General features: G+C 37.7%; 13 protein-coding genes and 2 pseudogenes. 5 read left to right on the forward strand and 10 right to left on the reverse strand.

The features are described from left to right. Nucleotides 1-91: 91 nt before the first annotated feature. Genes FTV52_RS14845 through tviB form a run of 8 tightly spaced genes read right to left on the reverse strand, consistent with a single transcriptional unit; the run spans nucleotide 92 to nucleotide 8,186 of the window. Nucleotides 92-490 (reverse strand): EpsG family protein, encoded by a 399-nt coding sequence (locus tag FTV52_RS14845; protein WP_373683425.1) that lies wholly within the window; start codon nucleotides 488-490, stop codon nucleotides 92-94. A 39-nt stretch (nucleotides 491-529) separates the two neighbouring features. Next, nucleotides 530-1,627 carry a glycosyltransferase gene (locus tag FTV52_RS11275; protein ID WP_179990820.1) on the reverse strand — a complete coding sequence of 366 codons (1,098 nt, stop codon included), beginning with the start codon at nucleotides 1,625-1,627 and terminating at the stop codon, nucleotides 530-532. Beyond that, nucleotides 1,624-3,039 carry a lipopolysaccharide biosynthesis protein gene (locus tag FTV52_RS11280; protein WP_179990821.1) on the reverse strand — a complete coding sequence of 472 codons (1,416 nt, stop codon included), beginning with the start codon at nucleotides 3,037-3,039 and terminating at the stop codon, nucleotides 1,624-1,626. Before FTV52_RS11280 ends, FTV52_RS11275 begins: the two co-directional genes overlap by 4 nt. Beyond that, nucleotides 3,032-4,207: a glycosyltransferase gene (locus tag FTV52_RS11285; RefSeq protein WP_179990822.1), complete on the reverse strand. Its 1,176-nt coding sequence runs from the start codon at nucleotides 4,205-4,207 to the stop codon at nucleotides 3,032-3,034. The genes FTV52_RS11280 and FTV52_RS11285 overlap by 8 nt, the downstream gene beginning before the upstream one ends. A 27-nt stretch (nucleotides 4,208-4,234) precedes the next feature. After that, the gene (locus tag FTV52_RS11290; RefSeq protein ID WP_179990823.1) at nucleotides 4,235-5,314 is read right to left on the reverse strand and encodes a DegT/DnrJ/EryC1/StrS aminotransferase family protein; all 1,080 of its coding nucleotides are present in this window, start codon (nucleotides 5,312-5,314) and stop codon (nucleotides 4,235-4,237) included. Then, nucleotides 5,311-5,898 carry a UDP-2-acetamido-3-amino-2,3-dideoxy-D-glucuronate N-acetyltransferase gene (wbpD, locus tag FTV52_RS11295; RefSeq protein WP_178904567.1) on the reverse strand — a complete coding sequence of 196 codons (588 nt, stop codon included), beginning with the start codon at nucleotides 5,896-5,898 and terminating at the stop codon, nucleotides 5,311-5,313. Before wbpD ends, FTV52_RS11290 begins: the two co-directional genes overlap by 4 nt. A gap of 14 nt (nucleotides 5,899-5,912) precedes the next feature. Beyond that, complete coding sequence (locus tag FTV52_RS11300) at nucleotides 5,913-6,857, reverse strand: Gfo/Idh/MocA family protein (RefSeq protein WP_179990824.1); 945 nt, start codon at nucleotides 6,855-6,857, stop codon at nucleotides 5,913-5,915. A gap of 30 nt (nucleotides 6,858-6,887) precedes the next feature. After that, the gene (gene tviB, locus FTV52_RS11305; protein WP_179990825.1) at nucleotides 6,888-8,186 is read right to left on the reverse strand and encodes a Vi polysaccharide biosynthesis UDP-N-acetylglucosamine C-6 dehydrogenase TviB; all 1,299 of its coding nucleotides are present in this window, start codon (nucleotides 8,184-8,186) and stop codon (nucleotides 6,888-6,890) included. 415 nt (nucleotides 8,187-8,601) lie between these two features. Here tviB and FTV52_RS11310 point away from each other — a divergent pair, with 415 nt between their 5' ends. Genes FTV52_RS11310 through FTV52_RS11320 form a run of 3 tightly spaced genes read left to right on the forward strand, consistent with a single transcriptional unit; the run spans nucleotide 8,602 to nucleotide 12,371 of the window. Next, the gene (locus FTV52_RS11310) at nucleotides 8,602-9,705 is read left to right on the forward strand and encodes a polysaccharide biosynthesis/export family protein (RefSeq protein ID WP_179990826.1); all 1,104 of its coding nucleotides are present in this window, start codon (nucleotides 8,602-8,604) and stop codon (nucleotides 9,703-9,705) included. Further along, nucleotides 9,705-10,133: a low molecular weight protein-tyrosine-phosphatase gene (locus tag FTV52_RS11315; RefSeq protein WP_178904563.1), complete on the forward strand. Its 429-nt coding sequence runs from the start codon at nucleotides 9,705-9,707 to the stop codon at nucleotides 10,131-10,133. Before FTV52_RS11310 ends, FTV52_RS11315 begins: the two co-directional genes overlap by 1 nt. A gap of 51 nt (nucleotides 10,134-10,184) precedes the next feature. Further along, nucleotides 10,185-12,371, forward strand: a complete 2,187-nt coding sequence (locus tag FTV52_RS11320; protein ID WP_179990827.1) for a polysaccharide biosynthesis tyrosine autokinase — start codon at nucleotides 10,185-10,187, stop codon at nucleotides 12,369-12,371. A 321-nt stretch (nucleotides 12,372-12,692) separates the two neighbouring features. Here the strand turns inward: FTV52_RS11320 and FTV52_RS11325 are convergent, their stop codons facing one another. Further along, nucleotides 12,693-13,796, reverse strand: a complete 1,104-nt coding sequence (locus FTV52_RS11325) for a hypothetical protein (protein ID WP_179990828.1) — start codon at nucleotides 13,794-13,796, stop codon at nucleotides 12,693-12,695. A gap of 11 nt (nucleotides 13,797-13,807) precedes the next feature. Between FTV52_RS11325 and FTV52_RS11330 the strand changes: the two genes are divergently transcribed. Next, nucleotides 13,808-14,017: a hypothetical protein gene (locus FTV52_RS11330; RefSeq protein ID WP_179990829.1), complete on the forward strand. Its 210-nt coding sequence runs from the start codon at nucleotides 13,808-13,810 to the stop codon at nucleotides 14,015-14,017. 780 nt (nucleotides 14,018-14,797) lie between these two features. Here FTV52_RS11330 and FTV52_RS11335 read toward each other — a convergent pair. After that, nucleotides 14,798-15,233: pseudogene (locus FTV52_RS11335) on the reverse strand (transposase); the annotation flags it as partial. Between FTV52_RS11335 and FTV52_RS11340 the strand changes: the two are divergent. Next, a pseudogene (locus FTV52_RS11340) lies at nucleotides 15,227-15,504 on the forward strand (IS30 family transposase); the annotation flags it as partial. The pseudogenes FTV52_RS11335 and FTV52_RS11340 sit on opposite strands and share 7 nt — an antisense overlap. Between the last annotated feature and the right edge of the window lie 12 nt (nucleotides 15,505-15,516).

Below are 15,516 nucleotides of genomic sequence, written 5' to 3' on the forward strand. Positions count from 1 at the left end.
AAAGTTGGGTGTATTTCTTCATTGTGTGCTTTCCAATTGCGAGTTGAAAAAGTCTAATGATTCTATGAATACACCTAACTTTTTCAACTAACTACAAATGTGTTGCACTTGGGATTTGAATCTGCGAAATAAAAACTGACAAGATATAATTATTAGAAAATCTTTTTATAACAAATAAGTAAATTGAAATCACAAACAATGCACTAGTAAAAAATAACCAGAAGTAATTATCTGTGATATTCAACAAAGAATATTCGATAAATTGATAACCCAACTCTATCTCTGGATTAAATTCATAGTAATGAGCAGATAATGAATTTCTAAATTTATCAGTATAGACAACTGTATCTGTCCCAACAGAAAAATTACGTATACTAAAAAAAGTAACCAACACAAATAAAGGGAAGAAAACGGCTTTTCGAGAAAAAGACACTTGTTCTATCCAAATCCAAAAAATAACCATAAATAATATAAAAAAATAAGGTAGCATACGATTATCTCAAAATCCCTTTTATTCTTTCTAAGTCTTTCAATCAGGTTCGTTTAAACGTTCTAATTTTTTAATAAAATCTTCAAGTAAAATTGATTTTGAAATATATTTTTCTGAACTATCCCGAATAACTTCTTTAGGATATGACATCATTTCATTCGCATACTGAATCATATCATTTATACATAACTCTCCAAATTTATAAAATTTAAAGTTATCCGGGAAGGTATCAATATGTCCAGAATAAACTGGTAGTCCAAGTGCTAAATATTCTCGAACTTTTAAAGTCGAACCCTCTGTTAAATTCTTACGATACAATGCAAAAGAGCCAAGAGCGATAACACAAGATTGACTAATTTTAGCGATTGAATCTGAATTTAAATGACCGTAACAAACAAATCTTGGATCATTCTGTATTGTCACTTGATCTTTTTCAGAAATCTTACCGACTAAATGTACCAGAATATTTTGGTTATGACTTTGTTTTATTGACTGTATTAACAGATCTAAACCATGCCAATCGTAGAAATAACTCGCAACAAATAGTATTTCCAATATATCTGGTTTTCGATGATCTATTATTTCGTTTTTTTCAAAAAAAATACCGTTTGAATATAGTATCGATTTCTTATCTGGATCATTAATACGCTGTTTTTCATATTCAATTAGCTCATTAGTTACCCCAACTACACCTGCACAACATTGAATTGACCGATTTCCAACTATTGTTTCAATAATACTTAGTATTTTACCTTTTAATCCAGAAGTTCTAAGCTCTTCGATTTCTTTAGTATGATGCACTAAATAGACAGGTTTCTTCACTCTTTTAAGAAAACTAAGCTGCAATGGGTCATAAAGACTATGTCTTAAAACGAAACAGTCCACTTCATCTTGTTGCGACTCTAACCAGTTAAAATAGGCTCTACGAAATTCAACCCATCGCGAGATTTTATTTTTCTTCTTTGGTCGATAAACTTCTAAAATTTTAGAATATTTTGATGCAATTGAGGTATCTTCGGTAAAGATCTTTACGTTATAATCCATACCACTATCATGCGCTGCAATAGATTCCCCATACATTTGGTTTAAGATACCTGATGATTCTGTTTTCATCATAGTTGTATGTAAAAATTTCATGATTTTCTCTTTAAAAAATTTAAACAATAGAATTTTGCTTGAGCTAGCTGCACCTTAAAAATAATAAAACCAATGAATAACAATATGATCCATAGGGAATAACGCAAAATATCCATTAAAAATAAATTTGCGATACTCACCAACAATACGAGTAATGTCGCCATATAAATTGATCTGAAGTTGAATTCAGGAATGAGCAGTTTAGAAAATTCTGATCGCGCTATATAGAAAACAAAAAATGCCAAAACCGTTGCACAGGCTGCGCCTTTAGCACCAAATGGTGCAACCAAGAAATAACATACAACAATGCTGACCGTCATGGCGATTAAAGAAGCAAACATCGTAAATACAGTTCTTCTACTCAGTGAAATTCCAATTCCCGTGACTTCTGAAATGGTATACAACATCGGCGCCATTATGCAGGCGGGCAAAAGATATTGAATATTGAAATATTGTGCTGGCAAAAAAAATGCCACAATCCAAGAAAACAGCCCTGACAACACCACAAGAAAGTAAATAATTGCAACCACATTAATTGCAATGTTATTCAGCTTATCGAACTCAATACCTTGAGTACTTTGCCATTTATAGACCAATGGTGCCCAAATCGTATTAAAGATCCCCGCAATTAAAATTGCAACCGTCGCCACACTCATAGTGACTGAGTAAACCCCGAGCTCAGACAATGTAGAATAGTTTTTTAAAAATAATCGATCCGCAGCACCTAGTCCCCACGCTGCTAAAGAACTAAATAACAAGGGGAACCCAAAAATAAAGCCTTTACGGAGCACTTCAGTATTGATACGCGATTGCAATGCACTTTTTAATTCATGTCGTGTATTCCAGATATAAACTAAACATGCAGCAATCACTGAAAGCGCGTTGGCTGTAACCAAACTATTGGTGTCTCTGACAATTTGAAACACCACAACATTGACAATAAAAATCAAAAACAGAATTTTAGGCAGAATTTGGCTCATCGAAAATTGCAATGCTTTTTCTTGCATTCGTAAAATTAAGGATAAATATCTTGAAATGACAGCTGCAATAAACGCTAAAATAGTAATTGAAGACAAATAGGTACTATTGATGTCGTATAAATGTGACGAAATAAAATTTGGGAAAAGAAACAATATACCCAACAGTACGATGATGGTCAAAATGATAATCGGGAAGCTTAAGTTTTTTAATAATTCTGCTTTATTTTGACTTTCATGATAATCACGAACATAGGCTTGATCTAGTCCCATACAAAACAACAAAATACAAAAATTAATATAAATCTGAAAAATTGAAATACGTCCAATATCTTCTACCGAATAAAACCAAGTAATTATCGGCAGACTAATAAACCCTAGAATCCCAGTACCAACAGGTCCTATAGAGTACCCTAAAATAGTTTTTTTATTCATTTGAACTGTTAGGCTCTGTATAGATTTTAGTCAATTTTTCAATTACAGCTTTTTCGCTAAAATTTTCCGAACAATATTGTCTAATTTGAAGAGAATTAAATTTATTCCAATTATGATAGAGTTTTAAAAGCGAATCTATCATTTCTTTTTCTGAATTCTTTGATATTAGATATCCGACTTCAGGTATAACTATAGATTCTGGTCCACCACATTTAGTTGCTATCACGGGTTTACCTAATGCTAAAGCCTCTACTAATACAACACCAAAAGTCTCATACTCACTAGATAAAACAAAAGCATTCGATAATGCCATTTCTTCTTTTACTTGTTGACGACTTAATTTTCCTAAAAAAACTATTTGCGACTCTACCCCCAACTCTTTAGCCAATATCTTCAATTCAGACATTAAAATACCATCACCACCGATCTTTAAACGTACTTTTTTATTACCTTTAAAAGCCTTAGCAAATGAAGAGATCAAGAGATCAACTCGTTTTTTCTTTTCTAAGAAACATACATTAATAAATGTAAAATATTCTTTTGTATCTAAAATTTGTTCAAAACTAATAAATTCATCACTAACAATATTAGGAATATAAGTCCATTTCTGTGTTTCAAATAATTTATTTAATAGCGATGAAAACTCTTCACTAACAGCAATACAAACTTTAGCATTACTCACTATTTGTTTTAGAGAACTAATTTCATCTAAAGGAATCAAACTTCTAGCGAATGCCGTTGAATGTTCTGTAACCACATAAGGGATACCGTATTTAATCTTAATAGTTTGTGCAACATACCCTGCATACAACATTGAATGGACATGAATAATGTCGGGTTTACCAAACTGCTTTACATAAGTATCAAAGAGTTTTAACGCAACTTTAATCCAATGATTTTTATTATATTTTTTACTTTTTGGAATATAATTTGCTGTATACCATCTGAATGTATTAACACCTTCATCATTTTCTAAAGTTAAGCCATAAGGTTTTTTAAGAATGCTCTTAATATTTTTTAAACTACGTATTTGTGGATAAATAACACCAACCTGATACCCAGCTTTTCTAAGTGCTATCGCTTGCTCTCTGAAAAAACTTCCGCCAATATCTCCACTAAATTGTGGATACCATGACGGAATAATTAAAATATGCTTTGTTTCTTTCATTAGTATATCCACAGCCTTAAATACATTTTACCTTAATGAGTTAACAATTTTTTCTTGCTCTTCAATAGTTAGGTAAGGATGCATCGGTAAACTCATTACTCTTTCTGCAACAGCATCCCCTACAGGTAACACTGCATTTACATCTGCAACAGCAGGCTGCTTATTTAACGGAATTGGATAATGCACAGCAGTTGGAATAGCTTGAGCTTTTAACTTCTCCTGAACTTCACTGCGGTTTTCTACCTGAATGGTATATTGCGCCCAAGCACTCATATTATGCGCTTCAACAAATGGAGTTGTTAAAATGCCTGCTTCGTTTAATAATTTGCTATAAGTATCTGCCACACGCTGACGCGCCTGCATTTCATCGTCCAAAATTGCCAGTTTTGGCAACAAAATAGCCGCTTGTAACGTATCTAAGCGACTGTTTACCCCAACACGAATGTGATGATAACGACGGTCTTGCCCATGACGTGCGATCTGACGAATCACTTTCGCTAACTCTTCATCGTTGGTAAAAATAGCACCACCATCGCCATAGCAACCTAAAGGCTTACTTGGGAAAAAGCTAGTGCATGCCACGGTACTTAAATTACAGCTTTTACGCCCTTTATAGGTTGCACCAAAACTTTGTGCAGCATCTTCAATCACGGGAATATTATATTTCGCAGCAATTGCATTAATTGCATCAAAATCAGCACATTGTCCATATAGACTTGCGGGAATAATCGCTTTAGTGCGTGGTGTAATGGCTGCTTCTAGTTTTTCTACATCTAAGTTGTAAGTTTTTGGGTTCACATCTACATATACAGGTGTCGCACCCAACACTGCCACAGTTTCTGCTGTTGCAATATAGGTAAAACCTGGGGTAATGACTTCATCACCAGGCCCTATACCAAATGCCATTTGAGCAATTTGCAAAGCATCTGTACCATTGGCACAAGTAATACAATAGTTAGCGCCCACATAAGCCGCTAACCTTTCTTCTAGTTCTGTAACTTCTGGCCCTAAAATATATTGACCATGCGTTAAAACACGCTGAATACCCACATCAATTTCAGCTTTAATACGTGACTGCTGTGCTTTTAAATCAATAAATTCAATCATGCTGCAACCTGCTCTTTTGTTACAACCTTACCATTCAGTCGGTAAATCGCCCCTGTATGCTCACATACAACTTGTGCTTCACCCTCTAGTGGTAAATCTAATTGTTCACCAAACTCACTCATCCAACCAATTTGCTTTGCAGGCACACCAACCATAAGTGCATAGGCTGGTACATCTTTATTGACCACTGCACCTGCACCCACGAATGAATATTCACCAATTGTAATACCACAAACAATGGTACAGTTTGCACCCAAAGTCGCACCTTTTTTTACAAGGGTGTTACGGTATTCATCTTTACGTTCAATTAACGAGCGTGGGTTATATACATTGGTAAAAACCATACTCGGCCCACAAAATACCCCTTCTTCAAGGGTGACATTGTCATACACCGAAACATTATTTTGTACTTTACAATGATCGCCAATTACGACCTTATTGCCCACAAAAACATTCTGACCTAAAGATACGCCTTGTCCAATTTTGGCACCACCACAAACATGCACAAAATGCCAAACACGAGAGTTCTCACCAATTTGAGCACCCTCATCTACAATTGCACTTTCATGTTGATAAAAACTCATCGCATTCTGCCTTATTATTTTACTTTTACTAATAGAGGATGCGGGTTGCTTGGATTTTCAACAACTGGAGCAACACGAATCACTTCAACCGTTTCAATTGCAGCACGGTTTTCTTCTACGCCATACCCTTTACCAGACAAAATACGTTGGTAACTTTGGGTGTGCAAGTCTGTAAAACCACCTGAAAATTCAAGTTCTTCATTTTCAATGGTAATACTACGGTAGGTTAATTTTTCACCCTGTACCGCATTTTCTGGTAAATTTTTGGCATCAATCGACAAGAACCAACGTACACGTGCACGCTCATACTCTAAATAACCCGATGCAGTTTTTTCATCACGATAATGCACTTCATTTTTCACAATTTTGCCAAAAATAAAATGCAGCATGTCATAAAAGTGCACACCAATATTGGTTGCCACGCCACCCGATTTATTATCTACTCCTTTCCATGATTTTAAATACCACTTACCACGTGAGGTTAAATAAGTTAAATCTACATCAAAAATTTTACCTGCGGGTGCAGCCTGAACTTTATCACGCAACGCGATAATAGAAGGGTGTAAACGTAGCTGTAAAATAGAGTTTACTTTTGCACCATACTGTTTTTCATATTCAGATAAAAGGTTTAAATCTTCTGAATTCAATACCAATGGCTTTTCACAAATAACATCTATGCCGTTTTTTAAAGCATATTTCATGTGTGGCGCATGTAAATAGTTTGGTGAGCAGATCGCAACATAATCTAGCTTTTCACCTTTGAGCTTTTGATCTTCTACATAGGCTTCAAATTCTTCAAATTCGGTAAAAAACTCAGCTTCAGGAAAATGGCTGTCCATAATACCAACTGAGTCGTTAACATCCATTGCGACAGCCAAAGTATTGCCTGTTTCTTTAATTGCTTTTAAGTGTCGTGGTGCGATATATCCTGCTGCACCAATCAGAGCAAATTTTTTCATATTTTTACTACAATCTATTTTGGGTGAATCTTATAAACGGAATACGGTAAAACCTTGTGCTATCATTTCATCACGGTTAAACAAGCTTTTTACATCGGTCAATACAGGTTGTTCGGCTTTCACATAGGCACGTAACTGTTCAGGACTCAAAGCACGAAACTCATGATGTCCCACAGCAACCACCAAACTGTCCACAGGGTTTTCAGCATCTACCTGAACCAAGTCAATTCCATATTCATGTTTGACTTCTGCGGCATTGGCCCAAGGGTCACACACGGCAACCTTAATTCCCCATTGATCGAACTCTTTAATTACATCTACAATTTTACTGTTACGAATATCTGGGCAGTTTTCTTTAAAAGTGATGCCCAAAATACCAACAGTAGCTTTAGTCACATCAATATTATTTTTCACCATTCTTTTAATGGTGGCACGTGCCACATAACGCGCCATATTGTCATTAATACGACGACCTGCCAAAATCACTTGTGGATGATAACCAACTTCCTCTGCTTTATGAGTTAAATAGTACGGATCCACCCCAATACAGTGCCCCCCCACCAATCCTGGACGAAACGGTAGAAAGTTCCACTTACTGCCTGCGGCTTCCAACACATCTAAAGTATCAATACCAATACGCGAGAAAATCACCGAAAGTTCATTCACCAAGGCAATATTTAAATCGCGCTGGGTATTTTCAATGACTTTGGCTGCTTCAGCCACTTTAATGCTAGATGCTTTATGTGTACCTGCAGTAATAATGCTGGCATAGACTTGGTCTACAAGGGTAGCAATTTCAGGCGTACTGCCGCTGGTAATTTTTTTAATTTTGGTTAGGGTATTGACTTTATCGCCAGGGTTAATCCGTTCTGGGCTATAGCCAGCAAAAAAATCCTGATTGAATTTTAAGCCTGACACTTGTTCTAAGACTGGAATACATACTTCTTCAGTCGCACCTGGGTAAACGGTAGACTCATAAACCACCACATCTCCTTTATTTAACACCTTACCTAATGTTTCACTGGCTTTTCTTAAAGGGGTTAAATCAGGGCGGTTCACTTCATCTACAGGGGTTGGAACAGTCACAATAAAAAAATTGCAGCTGCGTAAGTCATCTAAATTGGCTGAATAGCTTAAATGTGTCGCTTGTTTAAGTTCTTCTGGCGACACTTCTAAAGTATGATCTTGTCCACTTTGTAATTCTTGTATGCGTTTTTGCTGAATATCAAAACCCACCACTGGCAATTTTTTTCCGAATTCAACTGCCAAGGGTAAACCGACATAGCCTAAACCAATAACGGCAATTTTTAGCTCAGAGAGTTGTAGCATTTTAGCGCCTTTAATTTATATCTGTATTTTATAAAGAGAGAATCTTTCGGCAGGAATACTAGCAGAAATTTATGAAATTTCTATTATGATTTATGCTCAAACGACGTGAAAAAGATTGCAATGTATAATTTTTTTGAATAGACCTTGTGTTAGTCAAAATTTAAACAGCCTAAAGCTACATTTAATAAGGTTTTAGCCAATTCAAAAATTAGGCAAAACGATACTTTCGCAAGAGGTCTAATATTCACTTTTTCTATTTAGAATAACTTCATAATTTTTTAAGAACTCTCTTTTCTGCTTTAAGATTCTGCCAAATATGCAAAATGGTTACAAATTGCTATATACCTCTTTCACAAGTTCGGTAAAATGACGGCAATTTATCCAAAACGATTTTAAAAAAATAATGGGATCTCGCGTGCGACACTTTCAACTGGCTATTTTATTGGTATGTGGCATTGCCACTACGGGGTGCGCTGTCACCTCTGGTTTACAAACCTACGACTTACCAAATGAAGGGGTCTATACCACCGACTTGGGTACAGCGGTCAATGTGATTAAACTCACCCAAGAATCAATGCTAGCGGTGCAGCCTGCAGTTCACAATATTCAACAAGACTATGCGCATTTATTTCATACACCACAGCGTCAATACACCTTAAGTTCAGGCGATATTCTCTCTATCTATTTATGGGCATATCCTGAAATTACCCCGCCAACCAATACCATTAGTAACGAAAAAGCCGTTGAGTCAAATGGCTATCAAATTGACTCGCAGGGTTATATTCAGTTTCCGATTATCGGGCGTTATAAAGCGGCAGGTAAATCTTTAGCGCAAGTGAATCGTGAGTTGCGCAGTCAATTGGCACGTTATTTAAAAACCCCAGACGTGATTGTACGAGTCTTGTCTTACCAAGGGCAGCGATACTCGGTACAAGGCAATGTCATGAAAGGCGGGCAATTCTATTTAAATGATCAACCTGTCAGTGTGTATACCGCCTTAGGTATGGCAGGCGGGGTCAATGCCCAACAAGGTGACAATGCTTCTATGACTTTAGTGCGTCAGGGGCGTAGCTATCAACTCAATACCGTAGAACTGGAAAAAGCAGGCTTGTCATTGCATAACTTACTCATCCAGCCGAATGATACCTTGTATATCAACAACCGTGAAAACCAAAAAATTTATGTGATGGGTGAGTCGGGTAAAAATCAATCGCTTCCTATGCGTGATCAAGGCATGAGCTTAAGCGATGTATTGGGTGAGAGCCTAGGCTTAAACCCACTATCTGCCAGCCGCAGTAAAATTTATGTGGTCCGTAGCCAGCCGAATGCAGCACAGACAGAAGTCTATCACATGGATTTAACCAGCATAGCCGACTTTGGTCTGGCCAATCAGTTTAAAATGCGCAGCAATGATATTGTCTATGTCGATGCTTCAGGCTTGGCCCGCTGGCAACGTGTGGTTAATCAAATGATTCCATTCTCAAATGCTTTATATAATTTAGACCGTTTAGGGAACTAATGAAAATTAATCACATTTTGGTGGTTTGTATTGGCAATATTTGCCGTAGCCCCATGGCAGAATACTTTTTAAAACAGCAGTACCCACACTTACAGATTGAATCTGCGGGTATTTCAGGCTTGGTGGGTCATGCAGCCGATGACAAAGCTCGTTTATGTATGCAACGTCACGGCATTGACATGAGTCCACACGTGGCAAAAAAACTCAATGCAGACTTAATTAAAAAAGCCGACCTGATTTTGGTGATGAGCCAAAATCAACAAAAGCATGTGGAACAAACTTGGCCATTTGCTAAAGGCAAAACTTTTAGACTGGGGCACTGGCAAAGTAAAAACGTGGCCGACCCCTATCAGCACGATCAGGCCGTATTTGATGAAACCTGTCAGTTGATTCAAACCTATATTGCGGACTGGAAAAAATATATCTAGTTTCTTGATATTCTAGCTTTTTTAAAATTCTACTTTTTTGATATTTAAACTATGAGCCAAACCGCCAACACCGAAGATACCATTGATTTAAAGGAATTATTTTTTTCCTTAATCGCACAATGGAAAATGATTACCCTTTGCGTTCTACTCAGTATTGTCTGCGCTTTACTGTATTTAAGAACTACGCCAGACACCTATGCAGTAGATGCTTTGGTACAGGTTGAGGACAGTAAAGGGGCCTCTGCAGCGTTATTGGGTGATCTGTCCAATATGATTGAGCAGAAATCACCTGCACAAGCTGAAATTGAAATTTTAAAATCACGTTTGGTGTTGGGTAACGTGATTGATCATCTAAATTTAAATATTCGCGTTTCGGGTACAGAAGACAGTTTCTGGAATCGTTTAATTGCCAAGCATGAATATGACAGTGAATATTCATCTCAGTCAGTGCTATTTAAAGACAATCAAAAAAGTTTTGATATCCGCCAGTTCGATATCCCGCAATATTTTCAAGATAAAAACTTAATTTTAAAATTTGCACAAGGCAAATACAGCCTAACCGATGCAGCAACCGAACAGGTGGTTTTTTCTGCACCTTTAAACCAAGTCAGTCAATTACAGTCTGAATTTGGGCTGTGGAAAGTCGCAATTTTTAGTCAAGACAGCTTTAACGATGCCTATAACATCCGAAAGCAAAGCCTTCCTGCTGCCATGAAAAGCTTAACTGCCAACTATTCAGTAGCAGAAAAAGGCAAGTTAACAGGCGTGTTGGGGCTGAATTACCAAGGGTCAGACAAACAACACATTACCCAAGTACTGAATGCCATTTTAGCAGCGTATAGCCAACAAAATATTGAGCGTCATAGTGCAGAAACAGCACAGACCTTAAAGTTTTTGGAAGACCAACTCCCAGAACTGAAACAACAATTAGATGTGGCAGAACGTGAATTTAACCGTTTCCGCCAACAATTTAATACAGTCGATGTGACCAAAGAGTCTGAGTTATATTTAACCCAAAGTATTACTTTGGAAACCCAAAAAGCGCAGTTAGAGCAACAAGTGGCTGAAGCTGCGGCCAAGTACACCAACGAACACCCTGTCATGCAGCAAATGAATGCGCAACTGGGGGCAATTAACAAACGCATTGCAGAGTTAGACGGCACGCTCAAACGCTTGCCAGAATTACAACGCCAATATTTACAACTGTTCCGTGAAGTAGAAGTCAAACAACAGCTGTATACAGGCTTGCTTAACTCTTACCAACAGCTGCGGATTGCCAAAGCAGGTGAAATTGGCAATGTGCGTATTGTCGATACTGCAGTAGAGCCGATTGAGCCAATTAAACCAAAGAAATTACAAATTTTAATTTTGTCGGTTTTCTTAGGTGGTTTTCTGGGCACATTGTTGGCCTTACTGCGTAATATGTTGCGCTCAGGTATTAAAGACTCGAATCAAATTGAAAATGAACTGGATTTACCTGTTTATGCCACTGTGCCACATTCACCTGTGCAAGAAAGCCTTATTAAAATTCTGAAAAAGAAAAAGAATATTCCTATTCTTGCGGTTAAAAATAGTAATGATATTGCCATTGAAAGCCTGCGCAGCATGCGTACTGCCATTCACTTTGCCTTAAGCAGTGCCAAAAACAATATCATTATGATTTCTGGCCCTGCACCAGAATTGGGTAAATCGTTTATTTCAACTAACTTAGCGACTATTTTGGCGCAAAGTGATAAGCGCGTATTATTGATTGATGCCGATTTACGTCGTGGTTATATGCACAAATACTTTAATTACGACCCTAAGCCTGGCTTAACCGAATACCTGAATGGTCAGCAAGAGTTAGGCAGCATTGTACGCAGTACTGAAGTTGAAAATTTAAGCATCATAAGCCGCGGCAAAAGCCCTGCCAATCCTTCAGAGTTGTTGAGTACGCAAAAATTTGCAGACATGCTCACGCACTTGTCGAGCCAGTTTGACCATATTCTGATTGATACCCCGCCAGTTCTTTCCGTCACCGATGGGATTATTATTTCACAATATGCAGGTGTGAATTTAGTGGTGGCACGTTATGCCAAGACGCAAATGAAAGAGCTTGAATTGACTGTCAACCGCTTTGAACAAACTGGCGTGAAAGTCAACGGCTTTATTTTAAATGATATTCAACGTGAAGCGGGCGGTTATGGCTATGGCTATAACTATGCTTATGCCTATAAAGCCAATAAGGATGATGATTAATTTGAAATGATCGGTGGGCTGAAATCAGCCCACCACCGCAATACTCACCTATTGTTAAAGAATTTTCTTTTGAAATTTACAATAATATTCAACAACTCACATTGCAAAAATCCACTCAAAAACCTATCTTGGTTACACGGTTGCATATTCTTATACAAATGGACACCAAATGAGTTTTACTATGATCAACTACCCCAACAAAACAAGGTGGCTTAACTAGAGCGGAATATCACTTATAAATACGCTTTTAGTTGTTCAAACAAGTGGGACCACCTCTGTTTAAAATCAGACTGGCTATAACCCCCTATCAATAAAGGCAGTTTAGAAACCGTGTAGGGTGATCCCCACTGAGGCTAAACCATAACGTTTGTCTAAACGTGAAGCGGTAACACCATTATAGAGGAAGGGAATATCACCAACAAAATTGCGCTGGAACACCTGACCTTCGATAAACCCGGTGACGTGCGGGCTAAAGTCATAGCTGAATTTGGCACCCAAAGTATGATTGTCCTTAATCGGGGAGTTGCCAAAATTACTCACACGATCATCGATATCGTTACGCCACAAGCGCTGGTATTGATAAGCCAGCTGGCTTTCGAACTGACGATAGCGCCAGTTCCATGACCCCCCGAGATTGGCATAATAGGCATCGTAACTTAGGTCTTTCTCGATATCAAAACCAAATTCATTGGCATTGCCCTGTTTATACAAATCATTGACCGTAATATTTTCATTGGAACAAGGAGCAGCTAACTGGCCTGAATATTGATTATTACCATTAACTGAAATATCCATTAAACAGCCTGCGAGTGTGGCCTGGATATCAATATTACTGACTTTAACTTTACTATAACCCACACTGGCAAAAGCATTCAGCTGATTCATCGGATCCAGTTTACGCGAGAAGATGGCATCAAGTTGTAGCTGTAAGTCTTCCGGATTATGCACCTGAACCTGATTAAATACTTGTTGATTGACCTGTGTCGGGGTAGATTTCGATAGCGTATCAGCCGTGTTACCCCAGATGCTAGCACGGAAACTGAGAGCATCATTCTTTTTCAATGGGAGTGCTGGGCTATAGCGCACAGCCAATAACGCACTCTCAATTTCATTCGTATCCTGACTGTATTCAATTTCACGGTGCCAGTAAGTTCCTTCAATGGACCATTGAGGATTGAGCTCATATTGGCCAGATAGATGAAAACCCTGGTAATCACCCGCGGATTTATCGCTAATGCCTTCACTTTCACGCATATCAAAGATATCAATTCTGTCATTCACAGCATCGATGGCAAGATCGAGTTCAAGAGCAGAATTATGAGGTGAATTGAAGTTTTTCGCACTTAGATACAGGTCATTTGGGGCAGCATAGCTTACAGAGGCACTGCCTAAAAATAATCCCAGAATAGTGGATATTTTTTTCATGTTTTTTCCAGATGATAAAAAAAGCTGCTTCTCAGCAGCTCTTTTTTCTTGCTTATTGGGTTACTTTAAATTTAGCAGATACACCTGATCCATCAGTTGTACCTAAAGTGTATTTAGATGCAAGAGCAAGCTTACCATTATTAATAGCGATCACTGGTGAGGCTTTGATAACTGCAGTTACAGTGACAGTATCACCTTTTAAGCTAAAGCTGTTGAGCTGAGTTGCTAAAGATGCTGATAATGAACCTAAGGTGGTTGTATTGAGTGCAATTTTACCGTTATTCAGTACATTTTGCGCAGCATTTACAGTGAAAGTGGTATTTAGGCTATTGATTGTAGAATCAACCTTAATCTCTGTATTTGCTGGAATGCTAGCTGCAGTTAATGTACCTCCAGTAAAGTTAAGATTTAACTGATTTGCAGAGATCGTTAATGTTTTAGTGCCAGTGCTAATGTGTAATGCCGCAGCAGCAACAATTGGGCTAGCCGGTGTTGCATGGATACCTTTAGCAGAGATACCTACCAGCAGGTTATTTAAACTCGGTACTTCAATCGGGTTGGTAAGTGAAGTATTGAGTGCTGTAATCGTTTGGTCAGTACCTTGTACATTAAAGCCATTTAATTCTAAATAGTCTGTATAGAACTCATTGGCTTTTTGAACAGCATCAGTTGTTGTAGGTGGAAGAGTAACTGTTGGAACGTTAGTTTCAATCTCCGTAATTGCACTCTCAATGTCATCATTAGATGTTGGAGTTGGGTTAGCAACTGCTGTACTGATTGCCTTCAGTGATTCTTCAATTTGAGCAGGTGCCGCAGTCAGGACAGGAGCTAAAGCTGTGACAATTTTTTCTGCAGCAACAGACGCTTTCGCTTCAGTAACTGCAACTTGAGTTTCATTTTTAATACTTTCAGTACCTGCATTGAAGGTCGCAGCAGGTACAGAGGTGGTCCCACTTGTTTGAACAACTAAAAGCGAATTTATAAGTGATATTCCGCTCTAGTTAAGCCACCTTGTTTTGTTGGGGTAGCTGATCATAGTAAAACTCATTTAGTGTCATTTTGGCTATACTCGAATGAGGTCGTTTCAAATTATAAAACTCAAAATATGCACTCAATTGCTTTTTCGCATCTGTGACACTGCTATAGCTTTGAGATACACTTCTTCATATTTAACGCTCCGCCATAATCGTTCAACCATCACATTATCAATCTATGAGCAGTATACTGCGCAAATTTACCATCCATACTGATTTGAATGCTATTTGATTTCAATACATCAATAAATGCATCACTGGTGAACTGACTGCCTTGGTCTATATTAAATATTTCAGGTGATCCATATTTTTTAATCGCTTCATTTAAAGCCGAAATACAAAAATCCACCTCCATACTAATTGATACCCTATGCGCAATTACCTTGCGGCTATGCCAATCAAGGCAAAGAATTTTCCGAACACAAAAGAATTACTGATGCTGGCATAGAGACGTATTTTGCTGATCCTTACAAATCTATTCAGCGAGCTAGAAATGAAAATCGAATGGTTTAATCCGTCAATATCTGCCAAAATCATCATCGTTTGATGACGTGTCAAACGGACATATAGAGCAGATAGAATTTGCACTCAACCATTATCCTAGAAAAACACTAAGTTGGTATACACCGAGTGAAGTTATGGCTGGTTTTTATACTGTTGCACTTGCCGCTTGAATCCGCCCTTTA

Origin of the sequence: Acinetobacter sp. YH1901141 (assembly GCF_013416935.1) — a bacterium.
Taxonomy (GTDB): domain Bacteria; phylum Pseudomonadota; class Gammaproteobacteria; order Pseudomonadales; family Moraxellaceae; genus Acinetobacter; species Acinetobacter towneri.